Genomic DNA, 20,665 nt, shown 5'->3' with positions numbered 1-20,665 from the left:
CCGCAACCGATGAGGGGGCGGTTTTCCCCCGATGACATTTCATCCGCGCCACCGCCTTTACAATGTAGATCAAAATCTGGTCTCCGAGGTATGCGCCACTGGCCTCTGCTGAACATGCGATTGATCACTCCCCGGCTCGAACTGCGGATCCCCTCGCTGGACGATCTCGACGAACTGGCCGACCGTGCCCTGGAGGGTGTCCACGCCCCCGATCTGATGCCGTTCGGCGTCCCTTGGACCGACGCTCCCGCAGACGAACTACCCGGCGATATCATCCGGTTTCATCTCGGCGTCATCTCGCGGTGGCGGCCGGAGCGCTGGTGCTGCAACTTCGCCGTCGTTCACAGGGGACGCGTGGTCGGCATTCAGGACGTGTCCGCCTCCGACTTCCCGGTCACCCGTGAGGTACACACCGGCTCGTGGCTGGGCCGCGCCCATCAGGGCGACGGGCTCGGCACCGAGATGCGTGCCGCCGCGCTGCACCTGGCCTTCGCCGGGCTCGGCGCACAGACGGCGGTGTCCGGCGCCTTCCTGGACAACCCGGCTTCGCTGGCCGTCTCCGGCAAGCTCGGCTACCGGCCGGACGGCCTGTCGGTGCACCAGGTGCGCGGTCAGCGGGCCGTTCAGCAGCGCCTGCGCCTCGATCGGGACGGCTTCACCGGTCCGGTCCCGGTGGAGATTCACGGCCTGCAGCCATGCCTGCCGCACTTCGGTCTGCGTTGACCACCTACCCGTCGGGAAACGGTGCGTCGCCGTTGTCGTGCCGATCGACCTCGTCCCGTCACGCGTGTCCATGGGGAAGCTCGCCACCCGGTCGATCCGCCGGAGCGACCTTTCGCGTGACGGTGAGGTAGGTGACCGCAGCCGTGAAGACGAGCAGGGCGGTCCAGTCGTTGAGGCGCAGACCGAGGATGTGGTGGGTGGGGTCGATGCGGAGCCACTCGATCCAGGCGCGACCGGCGGTGTAGGCGGCGACGTAGAGCGCGAACGTCCGGCCACGGTCGAGCCGGAACCGCCGTTCGGCCCAGATGACGAACCCGGCCACGCCCAGGTTCCACAGCGACTCGTAGAGGAAGGTCGGATGGTAGGTGGCGATGGATTCCATACCGGGTGGCCGATGGGCGGGGTCGATCTCCAGCGCCCAGGGCAGGGTCGTCGGCCTGCCGTACAGCTCCTGGTTGAACCAGTTGCCCCAGCGGGCGATCGCCTGCCCGAGCGCGATCCCGGGCGCGACGGCGTCGGCGAAGTCGCGCAGCGCGACGCCGCTCCGGCGGCAGGCCAGCCACGCGCCCACCGCACCGCCCGCGACGGCGCCCCAGATGCTGATCCCGCCCTCCCAGATCGCGAACGCGCGCAGCGGGTCGTCGCCGGGGCCGAAGTACTGCTGCCAGTCGGTGGCCACGTGGTAGAGCCGGGCACCGACCAGGCCGAACGGCACGGCCCAGGTGGCGATGTCCCCGACCGCGCCGGGCTCGCCGCCGCGGGCGACCCAGCGGCGCCGGGTCACCCAGATGCCGACGAGGACGGCGAGCAGCATCAGCAAGGAGTAGGCGCGGATCGGGAGCGGGCCGAGGTGCCAGACGGCTTGGGTCGGGCTCGGGATGGCGGTCACGCCATCGAGTCTGGTCCCGGTACGGCGGCGCCCGCATCGAGCGGAACACCGATTACGTGATCAGTCGACTGGTTGATGCCGAACGGACGGGTGGTTGATTATCGTCGGCGGTGTGGAGTCCTGGGAGCGGTCGCAGCGCCGGTGGCAGCACGCCTTCTTCGCCTCATGGCTGGTGCTGACCTCGGCCGGCCCCCTGAAGGAGGCGGGCCAGGTGCTCCCGGTCGTGCTGGTGGCCGGGCTGGCCGCCTGGTACGCGGTGTGGTTCGTGCTGCGCACGCCGCCCTCCGACGGCGTGCCCGTGCCGTACACGCTCGGCGGCGGGTTGCTCTGGCTGGGGCTGTTCGCCATCGATTCCTCCTTCCTGGTGGTCGTGCTGAGCGTGCTCGTGCCGTACTGCATGGACGCCGTGCGGGTCGGGCTGGTCGCGGTGGTGTCGTGTGCCGGGGGCTGGCTGTGGCATCGTTTCCACGCGACCGGGACGATCACCTGGACCGAGATCGTCATCGCCGCGCTGATCGCGATCAGCGCGGCCACCGCGGTCGGGTACTTCGGCGCGGTGTCCCGGCAGAGCGCCGAGCGCAAGCGGCTCCTCGACCGGCTGCAGGTCGCGCAGGAGGCGCGGGCGGCGGCCGAACGGCAGGCGGGCGTGGCGGCCGAGCGGCAGCGGCTGGCCCGCGACATCCACGACAGCCTGACCCAGGGGTTCGCCAGCGTGGCGATGTTGCTGGAGGCGGCCCAGGCGACCCTGCCGGACAACAAGCACCTGAGCCAGGCGCTGCGGGCGGCACGGGAGAATTTGGCCGAGAGCCGCCGGGTGGTGAGAGCGCTGCGTCCCGGCCGACTCGACGAGTGCGGCCTGCCGGAGGCCCTGCGGTGGCTGTCCGGCCGGCTGTCGGACGAGACCGGCATCCACGCGCACACCGTGATCACCGGCAAGCTCCGGCCGCTCGAGGCCCAGGTTCAGGCGGAGTTGCTGCGCGTGGCGCAGGAGGCGGTCGCCAACGTTCGCCGCCATGCCCGCGCCGAGCAGGTCACGCTGACCCTGTCGTACATGGAGGACCTGGTCGTGCTCGACGTCCACGACGATGGCGACGGTTTCGATCCCGGACGGGCCGTCTTCGGGCACGGCCTTTCGATCATGCGGGAGAGGATGGAGCAGCTCGGCGGCACGCTGCTCGTGGAAAGTGCCCCGGGTGCGGGTGCCACGGTGGCGGCCAGCCTTCCAGTGATGACGCTGAGCGGGGCGCGATGACCGTCCGGGTCCTGATCGCCGACGACCACCCGGTGGTCCGCGACGGCATCCGGGCGATGCTGGGCACCCAGGACGATCTGGAGGTGGTCGGCGAAGCGGTCTCCGGCGCGGACGCGGTGCGGCTGGCGCGCGACCTGCGGCCCGACGTCACCCTGATGGACCTGCAGCTGCCCGAGATCGACGGCGCGACGGCGATCGCCCGGATCCGCGAACACGACCCGGGCGCCAAGGTGATCGTCTTGACCACCTACGACACCGATGGCGACATCTCACGCGCCATCGACGCGGGAGCCACCGGCTACCTGCTCAAGGACACCGGCCGTGAGCAGCTGTTCGACGCGATCCGGGCGGCGGCGCGAGGGGAGAGCGCCCTGTCGCCGGCGATCGCGACCCGAGTGTTGTCGTGGGCGCGGGCCGATGCCCCCGATGCGCTCAGCGGCCGGGAGGTCGAGGTCCTCGGCGCGGTCGCCCAGGGGATGAGCAACAAGGCCATCGCCGCCCACCTGTGCATCAGCGAGGCCACGGTCAAGACCCACCTGCTGCACATCTTCGCCAAGCTCGGCGTGGACGACCGCACCGCCGCGGTGACGGTCGCCGCCTCCCGCGGCATCATCCGGCTGGGCGGTTAGCCGCTTCGGCCGAGCTCAGCGGTGAGCCGGCCGCGCATCCGTGCGGATGCGGGCCGGCGCCTCCGGCCGAGATCGCTCCGAGTCACCGGATCATCGGGAGTGGGGGTCCCGGTAGCAATGAAGAAATTTCCAACGAGGTAACGTCTGACCTGCGCAAATGGAGGACCGTGAGATTGAGGTCTCGATTCAATTACGAAGATGAGGCGCGCGGGCAACCCGACTGCCACCGCGCACGGCCGAGTCGATTCGCCTGCAGTAGTCCCCGCGTTCGGCTGTTCTCCATGCGTTGACGGGCCGGGCCCGTCAGGTCGCGCTCTGCTGGTCGTGGTCGCGCAGCATGCGCATGACCGTCGCGGCCGAGGGGTGACGGCCCCTTTTCGCGCCGCTGGTGATGACGAGCCGGGCGGCGATGTCTCGCAGGTCTTACCCAAAGCTCACGAGGAACCGCACACCCTGCCTGTTGACATGTGACTAAATGGTCACATATTTTGGCGGGGTGAGCGACGATGACCTTGTTTTTAAGGCGCTCGCCGATCCGACCCGCCGCTTCCTGCTCGACCTGCTGTTCGCCCGCGACGGGCGGACGCTGGGCGCGATGGAAGCCGAGGTGGAGATGACCAGGTTCGGCGTCGCCAAGCATCTGCGGATGCTGGAGGACGCCGGACTGGTGATCACACGCCGATCGGGCCGAGAGAAGCTGCACTTCCTCAACCCCGTGCCGATCCGGTTGATCCACGACCGGTGGATCGACAAGTACACCGAGCGCTCGGCGGCCGCCCTCGCCGACCTTAAGAAGGAACTGGAGCGACAAGCCATGTCATCCGTGACCGACACCGCCGACAGTGCGGTCATCCAGGTCTACCAGGTCTACATCAAGGCAACCCCGCAGGCCATCTGGGACGCCATCACCAAGCCCGAGTGGACGGTGAAGTTCGGCTACCAGTCGCCCGTCGACTACGACCTGCGTCCCGGCGGCGCCTTCCGCGCCAGGGCCAGCGAGGCCATGAAGCAGCACGGCGCTCCCGACGTCGTGATCGACGGCGAGGTCGTCGAGGCCGACCCGCCTCGCAAGCTGGTGCAGACCTGGCGGGCGCTGTTCATGGGAGAGGACTTCACCCGCCTCACATACGAGATCGAGCAGGACGGCACGGGCGTGTGCAAGCTGACCGTCACCCATGACGTCACCGGCGCGCCGCAGACCGCGGCCCAGGGCGCAGGCCAGATCCCCGAGGCCGGCGGCGGCTGGAACCAGATCCTCAGCGACCTGAAGACCCTGCTGGAAACCGGCCGGCCTCTCTATCACTGACCCACCCCCGGGCCTGCGCCTGCACGGCGCGGGCCCGGCCGTTCACAGGAGCTCACCCCATGTCTTCCGACGCCTCCGTCTCCCGGCGCATGGCCGGGACGGCCGCCCCGGCCCGTGCCCTTCTCGCCTGCGGCGTGCTCGCCGGCCCGCTATTCGTCCTGCTGATCGTGGGCCAGGCGATGACCCGCGACGGATTCGACGCCCGCCGTCATCCCCTCAGCATGCTCAGCCTGGGCGAACACGGCTGGATCCAGACCGCCAACTTCCTGGTCTGCGGGCTGCTGATCCTGGCCTCCGTCATCGGCCTGCGCCGCGTGCTCGAACCCAGGACCTTGGGCCGCGCCTGGGGTACCGGACTGCTGGCCGTGTACGGCACCAGCCTGATCTGGGCCGGCCTCTTCCCCACCGATCCGGCCTACGCCTTCCCGCCGGGAACCCCTGCCGGCGCCCCCGTCCAGGCGAGCTGGCATGGCATGCTGCACAACATCGCCCCCGTCGGGATGGGGCTCGCGCTGAGCGTGGCCTGCCTGGTGTTCGCCCGCCGATTCGCGCGCGAGGGCCGACGCGGCTGGACGGTCTACAGCGTCCTGGCCCCCGCCGCGTACCTCGTCCTGGGGTTCGCCGCCTTTCCCGCCCAGGACTACCGGCTGATGCTCGCCGGCGGCGCCGTCATCTGGACCTGGGCCTCCGCCCTGTGCCTCAGCTCGATGACCGCACGCCCCGTTGCCGAAAGGAGAAGCTCATGAGCGAGTCGGCCATCGACGAGTACGTCGCCACCCGGGTCGCGCCCGTCCACCGGCCCACCGTGGCCGCCCTGCGCGAGCTGATGAGACAGCACGCGCCCGAGGCCCGGGAGGTGATCGCGTACGGCTCGCCCGCCTGGCGGGGCAAGAAGATTCTGGCCGTCATCAGCGCCGGCAAGACCCACATCACGTTCGCCTTCGACCGCGGCGCCGAGTTCGCCGACGCCCACGGGCTGCTCGAAGGCGTCGGGAAGACAACCCGGCACGTCAAGATCAAAAAGCCGGAGGACATCGACCGCGACGCCTTGGGTGGCTACATCCGCCAGGCCGCCGAACTCGACCGGCAACAGGGCCGGCCCCAGCTGCCGCCGGAGCCAGTGGCAAGCGCGGTCGCGGGGCCGGGACCGGGAAACCGGCCTGGAGCCGGCCAGGCACCACGCCCGCCCGGATCACCGATCGTCACAGGATGAGCGCACCGGGCCGGAGCACCTTGGCCGCCATCAGGTACTCGCGCGCCAGGTTGAACAGCAGCGTCGGCGAGTCGTGCTCCATCGCCCGGTCCAGTAGGAACTGCTCCAACTCCTTCATCGCCTGGCTGCCGGCCGGGGCGGTCTTCCACTCCAGGTACTTGGCGACCTGGCCCAGGTGGTCGGAGCGGGTCTGCTCCCTCTTGCCGTACAGCTTCAGCGCCTTCGGGCCTACCCCCAGCCGCTCGGACAGGCGAGCCACCGCCGCTGGTGGGGCCGAGGCCACATCGTCGGGTACGAACCCGAGCCAGGGCAACGCACAGAGCCGGACCAGCATGCCCAGCCGATCGACCGGGCCCCGCCCACCGGGGCTCACGAACGCCAGATCAGCCGCCGTCGGCGTGAAGTACCGGATCAACTCATCACTCGTGATCTCCGGGAACGAACGCAGCTGCTCCAGATGCTCCTCGGAGAACATCCTCTCGGACAACGCACCACCTCTACCTGCCGTACCGGACGAAACCGGAACGAACGTAGCGGCAGTGATCACCAACCCGTCAAACACAACCGTTACTGCAGGTCAGGCCGCACTTCGTTGGAAATTTCTTCGTTGCTACCGGGACCCCGAGTGAGCCGAAGCCATCGTCTCCGCGCGCGACACGGATGTCCGGCCCGCCGCAAGGTGAGTTCGAACGGTGCGGCGCTCACTGCCATCTGTCGTCGCGCGCGGAGACGGTGCCGGTGGACACCCGGGATTGTCGTCAGTGAACCGCGGTCCTGATGTTTGATTGAATCATGACCGCGCGATATGACGGCCAGGCCGAGTGGTACGACGACTACATCGGGCCCGGCGCCGCCGCCAACGTCGCCCACATAGCCGATCTCCTGGGCCCCGGTGAAGGCCTGTGCCTGGACGTCGGCTGCGGCACCGGCCTCTACCTCGACGCCATCCGATCCACCGGCCGGACCGTCGTCGGCCTCGACCACTCGGCCGACCAGTTGCGTCTCGCCCGCCGCAGGGACGGCGCCCCGCTCCTCCAGGGTGACGCGACGACGCTCCCGTTCGCCGCGGACACCTTTGGCACCGTCACCGCCCTCTGGGTCTCCACCGACATCGGCGACTTCGCCGGGCTGATCAAGGAGGCGGCCCGGGTGCTGCTTCCGGGCGGGCTGCTGCTGTTCTACGGGGTACACCCCTGTTTCAACGGTCCGCACATCGAGCTCCGTACCGACGGAGCGGTGGTCATTCACCCCACCTACCGGCTCAGGGGCCGGCACAAGCGCTCGCCGTGGTGGCGCGAAGGCGGGGTCCGAGACCGGGTCGGAATGAGCCACGTGCCGCTGCCCGACCTGGTCAACGCGTTCGTCGACGCGGGACTGAGCATCGATCGGCTCTTCGAGCCACGCGAGCACGCCGTCCCATCGGTGCTGGCGGTAAGGGCGTTCCACCGGCACTGAGCCGACCGCCCCCAGCGGGTGCGCCGGTGTCCCCCATCGCGACCCGCGGCGCCGGCGGCAGCGGTCCGCCGTACGCGAGAGACCCGGGATCTCCCTCGGGGCCCACCACCACGCGTCGCCGGTCACCGGACGTCCCTGCGGGTGAGCGCGACGGCCGCCGCGCCGAGGGCCGCGACGACGTACAGGGCCATCACCGCCAGCGCCGCCGCCGGGGACAGTCCGATCCCGGCGGGCGCGTCGCCGAGCCCGACCGCCAGGGGCGGCTCGCCCGCGGCCTGCCGGGTCAGGTCCTCCAGCAGCACCGAGCCGACCCTGGCGTTCCACGGGTCGGGCAGCGCGGTCGCGAACCTCGGCAGGACGTACAGGTACGCGACGACGCCGGTGATCGCCCCGGCGGTGGAGCGCAGCACGGCGCCCGCGCCGAGCCCGACCATGGCGAGCACCACCGCCGACAGCCCGGTGGCGAACATCCCGGGGAACTCCTCCCACAGCGGCGTCGCGAAGCCCGGGATCGGGCGGTCACCGATGATCAGCCGGCCGGCGGCGAACGTCACCAGCCCGCTCCCCTGCCCCACGGCGAACGCGACGGCGGCCACGACCGCCGCCCTGGCCGCCAGCACCGCCGCGCGCTGCGGCACCGCCGTGAAGGTGGTGCGGGCCATGCCGGTGGCGTACTCGGAGGTGAACGCGAGGACCCCGAGCACGGCCATGCAGATCTGCACCGGCAGCAGCAGGAGCTGCTCGGGCCGCGCGGCGCGCAGGGTGGCCCGCCGTTCGGGAGGCAGGCCGTCCCACAGACCGCCCACGTAGAGGGTGAACACCACCATGAGCACGACGGAGGCGGCGACGGCGGCCAGCACGTACCAGGTGGAGCGGACGGTGCGCAGCTTCAGCCACTCGGCGGCCAGCACGTCCGCCGCCAGCCGGCTCCCCGTCACCTCGCCCCGCGGGAGACGCGGGAGGCCGGTCATCGCCCGCCCGCCAGGTACTCGGCGCTGTCGCCGGTCAGCTCCATGTACGCCTCCTCCAGCGAGGCGCCGCGCGGGGTGACCTCGTGCACGGCGAGGCCGGCGGCCACGGCCAGGTCCCCGATCCGCGCGATGTCCAGCCCCCTGACGACCAGTCCCCCGCCCGGTTCCGTCCCGACCGTCGCGCCGGCGGCCTCCAGCACGCCGGTGAGCTCGGCGGCGCGCGGGGAGCGCACCAGCACACCCCGGTCGCGGCGGGCGGCCAGGTCCCCGACCGTGGTCTCGGCGACCAGCCGGCCGCGCCCGATGATCACGAGGCGGTCGGCGGTGAGTTCCATCTCGCTCATCAGGTGGCTGGAGAGCAGCACGGTGCGTCCCTCGGCGGCCAGCGAGCGCATCAGGTGGCGGATCCACCGCACGCCCTGCGGGTCGAGCCCGTTGACCGGCTCGTCGAACATCAGCACGCCCGGGTCGCCCAGCAGGGCCGCCGCGATCCCCAGCCGCTGCCGCATGCCGAGCGAGAGGTCACCGGCCCGCCTGCGGGCCACCCCCGCCAGGCCCACCCGCTCCAGGACGACGGCCACCCGCGAGGCCCCGATCCCGTTGCTCCGCGCCAGGCAGCGCAGGTGGTCGTAGGCGCTGCGCCCGCCGTGCACCGCGTTCGCGTCGAGCAGCGCGCCGACCTCGTGCAGGGGGTGCCGCATCGTCGCGTAGCGGCGCCCGTTGACGAGCCCCTGCCCGGAGGTGGGGGCGTCCAGGCCGAGCAGCACCCGCATCGTGGTCGACTTCCCCGCGCCGTTGGGGCCGAGGAACCCGGTGACCAGGCCCGGCCCCACCTGGAACGACAGGCCGTCCACCGCGACGGTCGCGCCGTGGCGTTTGGTCAACTCCCTGACTTCGATCATGCCGTCGAGGCTCTCGCGGGGCAGGCCCCGGGCGCGTCGGGCCAGGGCGGGCACTTCGCGGTCGGCCCCTGGTCCGACGGCGGCGCCCGCGGCGCGGGAGGGTCGGTCCCGGGGATGACGTCCCGTGGGAGGAGGCGGGGACGCGACCCTGGCGGATACGGTCTCACCGTGGACCTCACCATGGACGACTCGCTCTTCCCGCGGCACTGGAGCCGCGCCCGGCTCGTCCGCCTCGACACCCTGGGGGCGGCGGGGTACGCGCTCGCGCTGCTGCTGTTCGGAGCCGGGCACCCGGACCCGGCGGCGCCCGCGTGGGCGCGGTTCCTGATCCTGGCCGGGATCACCCTGCCGCTCGCGGTACGGCGGCTGTGGCCGCTCACCGTCTTCTGCGCCGTCCTCGCGATGTCGCTGGTGTCCCTCGTCGTCCTCGGCACGGTGCACGACAGGTTCGCGGCGGCGGCCTTCGCGATCTACCTCGTGGCGCTCACCCGGCCCCGGCCCCGGTGGGAGCCCACGATCGCGATCGGCGCCTGCGGCGCGGTGGCCGTCCTGCTGCTGTCGGCGGTGGGCACCTCCGCCCCGGCGCCCGGCGTCACCGGGCCGCTGCTGGTGGGGGTGGCGTTCATGGGCGGCGCCTGGATCGCGGGCCGCGCCGTACGTGAGCGGCGGGCGTACACGGCGCGGGCGGCCGAGCAGCTCGCGGACCGGGCGGTGGCCGAGGAGCGGCTGCGGATCGCCCGCGAGCTGCACGACGTGGTGGCGCACAGCATGAGCCTGATCGCGGTCAAGGCGGGCGTCGCCCACCACGTCGCCGCCGTGCGGCCCGAGGAGGCCACGGACGCGCTGCGCGTCATCGAGACCACCAGCAGGAGCGCCCTGGCCGAGATGCGCCAGCTGCTGGGAGTGCTCCGCTTCGGCCTCGAGGCCGACCACGACGCCGATCTCTGCGCGCCGCCCGCCCTCGCCCCCTCCCCCGGCCTCGCGGGTCTCGCCGGCCTCGTGGAGCGGGCGTCGATGGCCGGGGTGCGCGTCGAGCTGGACGTCCGGGCGACCGGCCTGCCCGAGGGGGTGGAGCTGTCGGTCTACCGGATCGTCCAGGAGGCGCTGACCAACGTCGTCAGGCACGCCGCCCCCGCCCGGTGCCGGGTCTCGGTCGAGGCGTCCGGGGGCGAGGTCCGGGTCGAGGTCGCCGACGACGGGCCCGGCGAGCGGGTGCTGCCCGGCGGGCCGGGGCACGGGCTGATCGGGATGCGCGAGCGGGTGGCCGTCTACGGCGGGAGCTTCACGGCCGGGCGCCGCCCGGAGGGCGGGTTCGGGGTCTCGGCCCGCATCCCGTACGAGGAGACGCGCGTGCCGCACCGGGAGGCGCGCGCACCGGGCGAGGGGACGTGCCCGCCACCCCGGGGAACTCACCCGCCGCGCGTGCCGCACGGGGAGACGTCCGCGTCACCCGGCAGGACGCGCGCGCCGCAGGAGGAGGCCCGGTGATCCGGGTGCTCGTCGCCGACGACCAGGCGCTGCTGCGCGGGAGCTTCCGGGTGCTGGTGGACACCGCGCCCGACCTGGTGACGGTCGGCGAGGCCGGGACGGGCGCCGAGGCGGTGGAGCTGGCGCGCGGCGGGTCGCCGGACGTGGTGCTCATGGACGTGCGGATGCCGGAGATGGACGGCATCGAGGCGACCCGCCGCATCTGCGGCCCGGCGGGCGTCCCGGGCGTGCGGGTGCTCATGCTCACCACGTTCGACCTGGACGAGTACGTCTACGCGGCGCTGCGGGCCGGGGCCAGCGGTTTCCTGCTCAAGGACACCCCGCCGGGCGACCTGCTGGCCGCGATCCGGGTGGTCGCCTCCGGCGAGGCGCTGCTCGCGCCGACGGTGACGCGCCGGCTCATCGCCGAGTTCTCCCGGCGGCCCGAACCGGCGCGCCCGACGGCCCGCGAGCTCGACGGGATCACCGGGCGGGAGCTCGACGTGCTGGCGCTCGTCGCCAGAGGACTGTCCAACACGGAGATCGCCGATCATCTGACCCTGAGCCTGGCGACCGTGAAGACGCACGTGGGCCGCCTGCTCGGCAAGCTCGGCGCGCGCGACCGGGCCCAGCTCGTCATCGTCGCCTACGAGACGGGCCTGGTCACGGCGGCGGGCCCGCCCCGCTAGGCCGGACCCCGCGCCCCCACCCCGCGGTTCCGCCGTGACGGGTCCTTTCGGGCACCGGACCGGCCGGGCGCCCGCCGCACCCGTCCTCGCGCGGCGGGGGACGGTACGGTCAGCGGGGTTCGCCGGTGCCGGTCGCGCGCTCCAGGACCTCCAGGACGGTCCCGGCGAGCAGCGCGAGCTTGTAGGAGCCGCGGGCCGCCGGGGCGCACCGGGCGGTGGCCAGCCCGGCCGCCCGGTCCAGGGGCTCGCCCGCCAGGAGCGCCTCCTCGACCTCGGGCAGGCGGACGGGGACGCGGGCGACGCCCCCCGCGGCCACCCGGGCGAAGGTGATCCTCCCGCCGTCGTCGACGACGAGCCGCGCCACCGCCTCCACCAGCGGCCACTCGGCCTCCGACCTGCCGATCGCCCGGTGGTAGGCGGCCCGCTCCCCCGGCACGGGCGGCGGCAGGACGACGGAGAGAAGGATCTCCCCCGCGGCCAGCAGGTGGTCGCGGGACGGGTCCGAACCGTCTCCGTACAGCTCGGCGATCGGGAACGCGTCCCTGCCGTGCACCTCGACGGAGGCGTCGCAGGCGAGCAGGGCCACCGCCAGCGACGACGGGTGCGGCGCGACGCACGGGCCGGTGTCGAGGATCGCGGCGTTCGGGGCGAGCCCGGCGCGGGCCGGGCAGTGGTCGCCGCCGTCCTGGTGGCAGGAGAAGGCCGGGTTGCGGAAGTACGCGCAGCGGTTGCGCTGCAGCAGGTTGCCCCCGACGGTGGCCACCTCCCGGATCTGGGGGGTGGCCAGGGCCGCCGCCGTCAGCGCCAGGCAGGGGTGGTCGGCGGCCAGGCGCGCGTCGCGGGCCACCCGCGCGACCGTGGTCAGCGCGCCGATCCCGGCGGAGCCGTCCGGCCGCCGGGTGACGCCGGACAGATCGGGCAGGCCGCGCAGGTCCACGTGCGGCCCCGCCGCGCGGCGGCCCATCAGGTCGGTGCCTCCGGCGCGGAACTCGCCGCCGCGCCGCACGGCCTCGCCGAGGTCGGTGAGTACGGTCATCGAACACCTTCCAGTGCAGGGATCGTCGAACACCTTCCGGCGCGGATCCGCGGGAAGAGGATCACCGGTTGATCCCCTCGAGGAGCCGGTCGGGACGGATGGGCAGGTCGTGGGGGCGCCAGCCGGTGGCGTTGTGGACGGCGTTGCCCACCGAGGCGGCCACGCCGACCGTGGAGATCTCGCCGACCCCGACGCCGTGGCCGTTGACGTGGTCCCACCCGTCGCGGTGGAAGTGCACGGTGATCTCCGGGGTGTCGCCGATGCCGGGGATGCGGTAGTCGTCGAGGTTGGCGGTCAGCACGACTCCCGTCACCGGGTCGACCAGGCGCTCCTCGTACAGGGCGTAGCCGATGCCCTGCACGACGCCGCCCTCGCACTGGCTGCGCGCCAGCCGCTCGGCGTAGATGTGGCCCACCGCGATCCCGGCCCACACCCGCAGCGGCCTGACGGCGCCCAGGCGGGTGTCGACCTCGACCTCGGTGACGTGGACCGAACCGCTGAACCCGCGGCCGATCGCCATGCCGCCCACCGGGAACGGGGTGACGTAGCCGCGCCGGTCGCGGCGGCGCCCGCCGACGACCCGGGCGCCGTCGGCCAGGCCCAGCTTCCGCAGGCGCCGCGCGGCGTCGCGCGCGGCGGGAGCCACCGAGACCGTGGTGCGGCTGCCGATCGAGGCCGGCCCGTGCACGGTGCCCGTCCTGCCGATCTCGACGCGGACGCGCTCGGCGGGCAGCCCGAGCTCCTCGCGCACGACGTCGGCGATGACGGTGCGGATGCCGGTCCCGATGTCCTGGGTCGTGGTGCGGGCCACGACCACGTCGCCCTCGACGCGCAGCTCCACCTCCGTGCCGGGGTCGAGCATGTAGGCCCAGTTGGCGGCGGCCACCCCGACACCCCGGCGGAAGCGGCCCGTCTGGGAGCCGGTCCGCGGCCTGGCCGTCCACCCGGGCAGGGCCGCGGCCAGGTCGTAGAGGGCGTGCCGCTTGCGGTTGCCGTCCCAGCGGCGGCGCAGCGCGATCGGGTCCTCGCCCCGGCGGTGGGCGGCCTCGTCCACCGCCTGCTCCAGCGCCCAGAGCATGGGCGGCGCCCCCGGCCCGCGGAACGGGGTGCCCGGCGGCTCGTTGGTGACCACGTCGTAGTCGCGGAGCCGGCGGGGCGCGGTGCCGTACATGAGGCGGGCCATCACCGCGACGGCCGACCCGATGGCCACGCCGCCGCGCCCGTGGACGTCCATGGTGAGGGCGGCGAGGTCGCCCCGGTCGTCGGTGAGCAGTTCGAGGGTGGTGCGGGTGCCGGGGCGGTTGCCCGCGTCGGTGAGCTCCTCGGCGCGGCCGAACACCACGCGCACCGGCGCGCCGCAGGCCCGCGCGAGCTCGACGGCGGCGATCGTCTCCGTGCCGACGCCGCTCTTGGCCCCGAAGCCGCCGCCGACGTGGTCGGTGACGACGTGGACCCGCCCGGCAGGCAGGTTCCACCGCTTGGCGGCCTGCTCGGCGGCCACGCCCACGGTCTGGGTGGACAGGTGCAGGTGCAGGTCGCCCTCGGCGTCCCAGCGGGCGACGCAGGCGTGCGGCTCCAGCGGGGTGTGGACCTGGACGGCGGTGGTGAAGGTGCCGGTCACCAGGCGGGGGTCGGCGTCGCGGCGGGCGGCCTCGATCCGCTTGACGGCGGTGCGCCCGCGCCAGCTCGCCCTGGTGAAGGGGCCGCGCACGTTGCCGTTCCAGTCGCCGGGCAGCTCCAGCCCCTCGCTGGAGCTGGGGACGTGCTTTTTGGCGGCCTCGTCGTAGACGGGCGGGGCGTCCGGCGCGTCGTCGAGCGCGGCGGGCATCGGGTCGTAGCCGATCTCGGCGGCCTCCGCGATCGCCAGCGCCTCGCGGCGGGTGGGGGCGGCGACGGCGGCGACGGGCTGGCCCGCGTAGCGGACGGTACGGTCGGGCGGCAGCAGGTCGACCACGTGGGCGGCGTCCACCGTGACCGAGGTGACGCGGGCGTGCGCCCTCGCCGAGCGGATGATCACCCCTTCCAGCTGGCCCTCGAGGCGCACGTCGGTGGTGTAGCGGGCGCGGCCGGTGACCTTGTCCATCGCCTCGACCCGGGCGGGTGTCCCCGCGGCGCCGTCGTGCTCTCCCCGGCAGGCGGCGGCGATCGCGGCGTAGATCCCCTCGTACGCGCCGCACCTGCACAGGTGACCGGCGAGGGCGGCGGCGATCCGCTCGCGCGGCGGCGCGACGTCGCCGTGCTCGGCGCGCCAGGCGTCGACGAAGGCGGCGCCCTCGACCGCGAACCCGGGCGTGCAGTAGCCGCACTGCAGGCCGTCGTGGACCGCGAGCGCCCGCTGGACGGGGTGGTCGAGGCCCTCGGCGGTGGTGATCTCGCGATCCTCCAGCGCGGCGGACGGCAGCAGGCAGCTCGCCTGGGGCACCCCCTCGACCATGACCGTGCACGCGCCGCAGACTCCGGTGCGGCAGGCGGCCTTGGTGCCGGTGAGGCCGAGTCCGTCTCGCAGGACGTCCACGGCGGCGTCGTCGGGGCCGGCGTCCACCGTGGCGGGCAGCCCGTTCACCGTGATCTTCATAGCTCTCCGGTTGACGTCGTCAACATCATGTTGACAGTGTCAACCAGGTACGTTGACGTTGTCAACACGCGAGGCCCGGGAAGGTGGACCTACATGGTGGACGACACCAGGACCCGCCTGGTCGACAGCGCGCTGAGACTGCTGCGCGAAGGGGGCCTCGACGCCGTGACGCTGCGTGCCGTCGGCGACCTGGCCGGCCTGTCCCGTACGGCCCCCTACCGGCACTTCAGCGACAAGACCGCGCTGCTGGCGGCGCTCGCCGTCCGGGTCATCGCCGACCTCAGCGCGCACGTCGCCGCGGCGATCCTGGAGGGGACGAGCCCGCGCGACCGGCTGCGGGCCTTCTACCTGAGCTACGTCGAGTACGCCACGACGCACCGCGAGGAGTACCGGCTGGTGTTCGCCGCGGAGTTCCTCGCCGGGGACCACCCGGAGCTGGAGACGGCGATCGACCAGGTGACGACCGCGCTCGGCATGCGGGGTCCCTGGGACGGGCCGGCGCCCAAGGCCCGGGTGATGGCCCTGCTCTCGACCGCCCACGGCCTCGCGGAGTTCGCGGTGGCGGGACAGTTCACGCACAAGGAGATCGGGTACGCGGACATCGTCGACGTCCTCGTATCCCGCGACGGCGAGCCGTGACAGCCGGTCGTGACGGCGGGCCGCCGGCGGCGGGTCAGCGGGGGACGGCGTCCCTGGGCTCGCCGGCGGCGGGCGCGTCGAGGCCGGCGGTCCGGCCCTCGGAGGGGACGGGCAGGACGCCGCGCTCGGCGGCCTTCGCCACGTTGCGCAGCATGGGCCCGAAGATCAGGCTGTGGAAGGGCGCGACCGACCACCAGTAGAGGTGCCCGGCCAGGCCGCGGGGGTGGAAGATCGCCCGCTGGCCGTAGACGGTCTCCCCTCGGTGCGTGAGCACCCGCATCTCCAGCCAGGCGAGGCCGGGCAGGCGCATCTCCGCGCGCAGCCGCAGCAGGCGGCCCGGCTCGACCTCCTCGACCCGCCAGAAGTCGACCGAGTCGCCCACCCGGAGCCGCTTGGGGTCGCGGCGCCCCCGGCGCAGGCCCACGCCGCCGACCAGCCGGTCGAGGAGGCCGCGCAGGCTCCAGGCCAGCGGCAGGGAGTACCAGCCCGACTCCCCGCCGACGGCCTCGACGACCGCCCACAGGGCCTCCGGCGAGGCGCCGACCCGGCGGGCCCGCGCGTCGACGTACAGGCTGCCGCCCGCCCAGCCCGGGTCGGTGGGCAGCGGGTCGCTCGGCGCGCCGGGGATGGAGGCCGAGGACCAGCGGGTGACGACCCTGGCCTCCCTGATGCGCTCCAGGGCGAGTTCGATCGCCCGCCTCAGCCCGGTCAGGCCGCCGGGCGGGTCCTCGACGTGGCGGGCGATGTCGTGCTCGCCGCAGACGGCCTCGTTGCGCAGCGACTCCACCAGCGGGCGGGCCAGGCCCGCCGGGACCGGGGTGACCAGCCCCACCCAGTGGCTCGACAGGCCGGGGCTGAGCACCGGGACCGGGATGATCAGCCGGCGGGGCAGCCCGGCGACCTCCGCGTAGACCCGCATCATGTCGGCGTAGGTGAGCACGTCCGGGCCGCCGATGTCGAAGGAGCGGTTCACCTCCTCCTCGACGGAGGCCCAGGCCACGAGGTAGCGCAGCACGTCGCGGATCGCGATGGGCTGCGTCCTGGTGGCGACCCAGCGCGGCGTCGTCATCACGGGCAGCCGCTCGGTGAGGTAGCGCAGCATCTCGAAGGAGGCGGAGCCGGATCCGATGATGACCGCCGCCCGCAGCACCACCGCGGGCGTCGAGGAGCGCAGGAAGATCTCCCCCACCTCGACGCGGGAGCTCATGTGCGGCGAGAGCTTCTCGCCCGGCGCGGGACCGCCGGGGTGGGAGTGCCTCTCCTCCGGGACGAGACCGCCGAGGTAGACGACGCGGCGGACCCCCGCGCGCTCGCACGCGGCGGCGAAGGTGGTGGCCGCCTCGCGGTCGGCGGCGGCGAAGTCGCTCCCCCCGCCCATCGTGTGGATGAGGTAGTAGACCACCTCGATGCCCTCCAGGGCCCTGGCGGCCTGCTCGGCGTCGGACGCGTCCGCCTGGGCGACCTCGACCCGGGAGGCCCACGGCTGGTCACGCAGGCGGCCGGCCGACCTCACCATGCAGCGGACCTCATGACCCGCGTCGAGCAGTTCGGGGACGAGCCGCCCTCCGATGTATCCGGCCGCGCCGGTCACGAGACATCTCATGCCCACATCTTCGTACGGCGCCGCCCGGCGGTTGCGGGCGGGCCGCGTCACCGGCTCGGACACCTCGGGCGTGACACCGCCCGGCGGTCGCGACCGGGCCGCGTCACGGGCTCGGAGACCCCGCTTACGGCGCCGCCCGGCGGTCCCGCGAGCCCCGTTCCCGGCTCACAGCCTCCGCTGGAACTCCTCGCGGATCCCCAGGAGGATCTCGCGGGTGCGCGTGGCCGGCTCGGCCTTGATGCACAGGCGCTCCATGACCTCCAGGTAGCTGTCGACGTCGTCGCGCTTCTCCAGGTAGACGGCGCTGGTGAGCTGCTCCATGTAGACGACGTCGGGCAGGTCGGGCTGGGAGAACCGCAGGATGCTGAAGGGCCCGCCGGCCGCGGCGTGGCCGCCGACGCTGAAGGGCACGATCTGGACGGTCACGTTGGGCAGCTCGAGCGCCCGCAGGATGTGGTCGATCTGCTCGCACATCGCCTGGACCCCGCCGAGCGGGCGGCGCAGCACGGCCTCGTCGAGCACGGCCCACAGGTGGGGCGGCTCCGGGCGGCGCAGCAGCCGCTGGCGCGCCATGCGCAGCTTCACCCTGCGGTCCAGCTCCTCGTGGGAGGCCGAGGGGAAGCCCAGCCGGATGACGGCCCGCGCGTAGCCCTCGCTCTGCAGCAGGCCGGGCACGAACTGCACCTCGTAGTTGCGGATGACGGTGGCCGACTCCTCCAGGCCCACGTACGTCTCGAACCAGGGGGGCAGCACGTCGTTGTAGTTGTGCCACCAGCCGGTGAGGTTGGCCTTCTCGACGAGGGACAGCAGCGGCTCGCGCTCGGCGTCGCTGGTCACCCCGTACAGGGTGAGCAGGTCGGCCACGTCCCTGATCCGGAAGCTGACCCTGCCGAGCTCCATGCGGCTGACCTTGGAGTGCGACGCGCGGATGGAGTGCCCCGCCTCCTCCAGCGTGATGCCCCGCTGCTCGCGCAGGCGGCGGAGCTGCGCGCCCAGGACGATCCGCAGCACGGTGGAGCTGCCCCGCGGCGCGGCCATCGAGGTTGGGCTGACCGGCGGGCCGTCGGCGTCGGGTGTGATCATCTGCAGTCCTTCGGGCGCGGAACGCGAGCCTCTGCGCACTCTTTGTGGCGATCGCGAGCCTTCACGGTACTCCGCTCGCCGCGTCCAGACCATAGAGAGTTTTATTTTTCAATCACAGTCCCGGCCCCTCAGATGATCAGGTCGTCGAACTCCCCGCCCTTCACCCCGCGGACGAAGTCGTCGGCCTCGCGGCGGGTGTAGATCAGCGCGGGACCCTCGGGATCGCGGGAGTTGCGCATCGCGACCCTGCCGTCGGGAAGCTCCGCGAGTTCCACGCAGTTGCCGCTGGGGTTGCTGAAGTGGCTCTTGCGCCACACGACGCCGTCCATCAGGGCGGCCGACATGCCGTTGTACAGCTGGTTCATCCTCGCCTCTCACCGGTCGGGGAGGGAAACAACACTTCGAGCATAGAGCTTTTTGTGCAGATGCACGTGCATCTGTACTTGCCTATGCACATTACGGAGGGCAAGATGACTAGACGGATCAACCTCGCCATACGATCGCCCCCCTCCCCAAGGTCGCCGATGACTGGTTACCAAAGACACGAAGCCACACCTATCCGAGCTGAGATCGGAGGGTGGGAACGGTGGTTGTCGATGCTTGATCACCTGCTCCCCCCGAGCGGCCTGCCCCCCTGGGCCGGCGACGAGGGCCACGCCGGCCAGTTGCAGATGGCCGTGCGCAGCCTTCGTTACGACCCGTGCGCGGCACGGACCGCCCGCGAGTTCACCACCAGGTCGCTGAAAGCCTGGGAGCTGGAGCCGCTGATCGACGACACCGGTGTCGTGGTCTCCGAACTCGTGACCAACGCCCTGCGCCACGGCACCCGCGGCGTCCTGCACGCCCGTTCCTTTCCCGAGGTCAAGGTGATCCTCTGCCACACCGAGCGCTCGGTGCTGTGCGCGGTCACCGACCCCAGCGACCAGGGGCCCTGCCTGCGCGAGCCCGACTACGAGGCGGAGAACGGCCGGGGACTCCAGCTGGTCGACGGCGTCAGCGAGACGTGGGGCTGGGCCCCGCTGGAGAGCCGCGGCAAGGCGGTGTGGGCGGCCTTCGCCCTGCCCCCGGCGGGGGAACGCCATCTGGAGGCCTGCCACTGACGACACCCGCCCGCCGACGACACCTGGAAGCCCGCCGCCGATAGCGCGGGGAACCCGTCCCGGCGGCCCGCCCGCCACCGGCGAGGGAGACGCGGAGCAGAGGGTGCAGAGGGTACGGACCGCCGAGTATCCAAAAAGTGACATGAGCAGAAGGAGGCTCTGGCAAGAAATACAGCACAGCGTGGGCGGAAGGTCGATAATGTCCGCTGGAACCGCATGGCTGGACGGAGGACATCATGGCGTCGCCGCAACCTGAGCGCCTCAGGTTCGACCCCACGATCCCGAACGCGGGCCGGATAACCGACTACTTCCTGGGCGGCAAGGACAACTTCGCCGCCGACCGGGCCGCCGCGCAGGCGGCACTCGCGATCGCCCCCGAGCTCCCCGCCATGTCGCGGGAGGGGCGCAGGTTCCTCGACCGCGCCGTACGGTTCCTCGTGCGGGCCGGCATCCGGCAGTTCGTCGACATCGGCTGCGGCCTGCCTACCCAGGGCAGCGTGCACCAGATCCTGCGCGGCGTCGCGCCCGAGGCGCGGGTCGTCTACGTCGACAACGACCCGATGGTCGTCGTCCACGCCCAGGCCCTCCTGAAGGAGGACAGCCCGGCCACGGTCATCGAGGCGGACATCCGCGACCCGGAGCGGCTCCTGGCACATCCCGGCCTCACCGACATGATCGACCTCGACGAGCCCGTGGCGATCCTGCTGTTCTCGGTGCTGACCGACTTCTCCGACGACCTGCAGGCCATGCAGATCACCGCCGCCCTGCAGAAGGCCGTCGTGCCGGGCAGTTACCTGGCCCTCTCCCACGCGGTCTCGGACCTGTGCCCGGAGAGGACCGCGAGGCTCGCCGCCCTCTTCCAGGACAGCGGGTCGATCACCGGTCCCCGGCGGGCGAACCTGCGGACCAAGGCCGAGGTCGAGCTCTTCCTCGACGGGCTGCGGCCGGTCGAGCCCGGGATCGTCTACATCCCGGAGTGGCGGCCGGAGGGCGCGGTGCCCCACCGGCCGGACTCCGTCTGGGTCGTCGGCGGCGTTGCCCGCAAGGAATAGACTTTCTTGGCAAATAACCGCGTTTTTCATGCATAAACCGCGTCTTGACACCTGTTCACACATCGTGCGGTTCTTTATTGT

At 72.7% G+C, this 20,665-nt stretch carries 21 protein-coding genes; 12 read left to right on the top strand and 9 right to left on the bottom strand.

All coding sequences use genetic code 11. The features are described 5' to 3' along the window. Positions 1-90: 90 nt before the first annotated feature. Positions 91-723, top strand: a complete 633-nt coding sequence (locus ACTOQ3_RS11260; protein WP_440083297.1) for a GNAT family N-acetyltransferase — start codon at positions 91-93, stop codon at positions 721-723. 58 nt (positions 724-781) lie between these two features. Here ACTOQ3_RS11260 and lgt read toward each other — a convergent pair whose 3' ends face one another. Then, positions 782-1,612 carry a prolipoprotein diacylglyceryl transferase gene (lgt, locus tag ACTOQ3_RS11255; protein ID WP_440083296.1) on the bottom strand — a complete coding sequence of 277 codons (831 nt, stop codon included), beginning with the start codon at positions 1,610-1,612 and terminating at the stop codon, positions 782-784. Between the two features lie 112 nt (positions 1,613-1,724). Here lgt and ACTOQ3_RS11250 point away from each other — a divergent pair, with 112 nt between their 5' ends. From ACTOQ3_RS11250 to ACTOQ3_RS11230, 5 genes are all read left to right on the top strand, one after another. Next, complete coding sequence (locus ACTOQ3_RS11250) at positions 1,725-2,864, top strand: sensor histidine kinase (protein ID WP_440083295.1); 1,140 nt, start codon at positions 1,725-1,727, stop codon at positions 2,862-2,864. Beyond that, positions 2,861-3,493 (top strand): response regulator, encoded by a 633-nt coding sequence (locus ACTOQ3_RS11245; RefSeq protein WP_440083294.1) that lies wholly within the window; start codon positions 2,861-2,863, stop codon positions 3,491-3,493. The genes ACTOQ3_RS11250 and ACTOQ3_RS11245 overlap by 4 nt, the downstream gene beginning before the upstream one ends. Positions 3,494-3,989: 496 nt before the next feature. Then, complete coding sequence (locus tag ACTOQ3_RS11240; RefSeq protein WP_440083293.1) at positions 3,990-4,799, top strand: ArsR/SmtB family transcription factor; 810 nt, start codon at positions 3,990-3,992, stop codon at positions 4,797-4,799. A gap of 59 nt (positions 4,800-4,858) precedes the next feature. Next, entirely contained in the window at positions 4,859-5,545 is a 687-nt protein-coding gene (locus ACTOQ3_RS11235) for a DUF998 domain-containing protein (protein ID WP_440083292.1), read from the top strand. Continuing rightward, a complete protein-coding gene (locus tag ACTOQ3_RS11230) occupies positions 5,542-6,012 on the top strand; it encodes a DUF1801 domain-containing protein (RefSeq protein WP_440083291.1) in 471 nt (156 codons plus the stop codon). The genes ACTOQ3_RS11235 and ACTOQ3_RS11230 overlap by 4 nt, the downstream gene beginning before the upstream one ends. Here the strand turns inward: ACTOQ3_RS11230 and ACTOQ3_RS11225 are convergent. Continuing rightward, complete coding sequence (locus ACTOQ3_RS11225) at positions 6,002-6,499, bottom strand: DUF4158 domain-containing protein (protein WP_440083290.1); 498 nt, start codon at positions 6,497-6,499, stop codon at positions 6,002-6,004. The genes ACTOQ3_RS11230 and ACTOQ3_RS11225 overlap by 11 nt on opposite strands. Before the next feature lie 305 nt (positions 6,500-6,804). Between ACTOQ3_RS11225 and ACTOQ3_RS11220 the strand changes: the two genes are divergently transcribed. Continuing rightward, positions 6,805-7,467, top strand: coding sequence for a class I SAM-dependent methyltransferase (locus ACTOQ3_RS11220; protein WP_440083289.1), 663 nt, complete (start codon positions 6,805-6,807; stop codon positions 7,465-7,467). Positions 7,468-7,589: 122 nt separating this feature from the next. On the opposite strand, the gene ACTOQ3_RS11215 is transcribed toward ACTOQ3_RS11220, so the two are convergent. Together ACTOQ3_RS11215 and ACTOQ3_RS11210 are read right to left on the bottom strand one after the other, a co-directional pair. Then, positions 7,590-8,438 carry an ABC transporter permease gene (locus ACTOQ3_RS11215; protein ID WP_440083288.1) on the bottom strand — a complete coding sequence of 283 codons (849 nt, stop codon included), beginning with the start codon at positions 8,436-8,438 and terminating at the stop codon, positions 7,590-7,592. Next, positions 8,435-9,340 (bottom strand): ABC transporter ATP-binding protein, encoded by a 906-nt coding sequence (locus ACTOQ3_RS11210; protein ID WP_440083287.1) that lies wholly within the window; start codon positions 9,338-9,340, stop codon positions 8,435-8,437. Before ACTOQ3_RS11210 ends, ACTOQ3_RS11215 begins: the two co-directional genes overlap by 4 nt. Positions 9,341-9,508: 168 nt before the next feature. On the opposite strand from ACTOQ3_RS11210, the gene ACTOQ3_RS11205 reads away from it, so the two are divergent. Further along, positions 9,509-10,828: a histidine kinase gene (locus ACTOQ3_RS11205; protein ID WP_440083286.1), complete on the top strand. Its 1,320-nt coding sequence runs from the start codon at positions 9,509-9,511 to the stop codon at positions 10,826-10,828. Next, the gene (locus ACTOQ3_RS11200; RefSeq protein ID WP_440083285.1) at positions 10,825-11,496 is read left to right on the top strand and encodes a response regulator; all 672 of its coding nucleotides are present in this window, start codon (positions 10,825-10,827) and stop codon (positions 11,494-11,496) included. The genes ACTOQ3_RS11205 and ACTOQ3_RS11200 overlap by 4 nt, the downstream gene beginning before the upstream one ends. 109 nt (positions 11,497-11,605) lie before the next feature. Here ACTOQ3_RS11200 and ACTOQ3_RS11195 read toward each other — a convergent pair whose 3' ends face one another. Further along, positions 11,606-12,532, bottom strand: coding sequence for an FAD binding domain-containing protein (locus ACTOQ3_RS11195; RefSeq protein WP_440083284.1), 927 nt, complete (start codon positions 12,530-12,532; stop codon positions 11,606-11,608). Positions 12,533-12,593: 61 nt separating this feature from the next. Beyond that, positions 12,594-15,107: a molybdopterin-dependent oxidoreductase gene (locus ACTOQ3_RS11190; RefSeq protein WP_440083283.1), complete on the bottom strand. Its 2,514-nt coding sequence runs from the start codon at positions 15,105-15,107 to the stop codon at positions 12,594-12,596. Positions 15,108-15,200: 93 nt separating this feature from the next. Between ACTOQ3_RS11190 and ACTOQ3_RS11185 the strand changes: the two genes are divergently transcribed. Beyond that, on the top strand, positions 15,201-15,746 hold the full coding sequence (locus ACTOQ3_RS11185; RefSeq protein WP_440083282.1) for a TetR/AcrR family transcriptional regulator: 546 nt from the start codon (positions 15,201-15,203) through the stop codon (positions 15,744-15,746). Between the two features lie 34 nt (positions 15,747-15,780). Here ACTOQ3_RS11185 and ACTOQ3_RS11180 read toward each other — a convergent pair whose 3' ends face one another. The 3 genes from ACTOQ3_RS11180 to ACTOQ3_RS11170 all read right to left on the bottom strand — a co-directional run bounded on the left by ACTOQ3_RS11180 (position 15,781) and on the right by ACTOQ3_RS11170 (position 18,797). Further along, complete coding sequence (locus ACTOQ3_RS11180) at positions 15,781-17,349, bottom strand: SDR family oxidoreductase (RefSeq protein WP_440083281.1); 1,569 nt, start codon at positions 17,347-17,349, stop codon at positions 15,781-15,783. Between the two features lie 165 nt (positions 17,350-17,514). Next, positions 17,515-18,432, bottom strand: coding sequence for a helix-turn-helix domain-containing protein (locus tag ACTOQ3_RS11175; protein ID WP_440083280.1), 918 nt, complete (start codon positions 18,430-18,432; stop codon positions 17,515-17,517). A 128-nt stretch (positions 18,433-18,560) separates the two neighbouring features. After that, positions 18,561-18,797 (bottom strand): DUF397 domain-containing protein, encoded by a 237-nt coding sequence (locus ACTOQ3_RS11170; RefSeq protein WP_440083279.1) that lies wholly within the window; start codon positions 18,795-18,797, stop codon positions 18,561-18,563. A gap of 231 nt (positions 18,798-19,028) precedes the next feature. On the opposite strand from ACTOQ3_RS11170, the gene ACTOQ3_RS11165 reads away from it, so the two are divergent. Then, the gene (locus tag ACTOQ3_RS11165) at positions 19,029-19,532 is read left to right on the top strand and encodes an ATP-binding protein (protein ID WP_440083278.1); all 504 of its coding nucleotides are present in this window, start codon (positions 19,029-19,031) and stop codon (positions 19,530-19,532) included. Between the two features lie 236 nt (positions 19,533-19,768). Further along, the gene (locus tag ACTOQ3_RS11160) at positions 19,769-20,584 is read left to right on the top strand and encodes an SAM-dependent methyltransferase (protein WP_440083277.1); all 816 of its coding nucleotides are present in this window, start codon (positions 19,769-19,771) and stop codon (positions 20,582-20,584) included. Positions 20,585-20,665 lie beyond the last annotated feature (81 nt).

The organism is Streptosporangium sp. LJ11, from assembly GCF_051918945.1.
Classification (GTDB): domain Bacteria; phylum Actinomycetota; class Actinomycetes; order Streptosporangiales; family Streptosporangiaceae; genus Streptosporangium.
The sequence above is the reverse complement of the archived record's forward strand: the minus strand, read 5'-3'. Positions and strand labels throughout refer to the sequence as shown.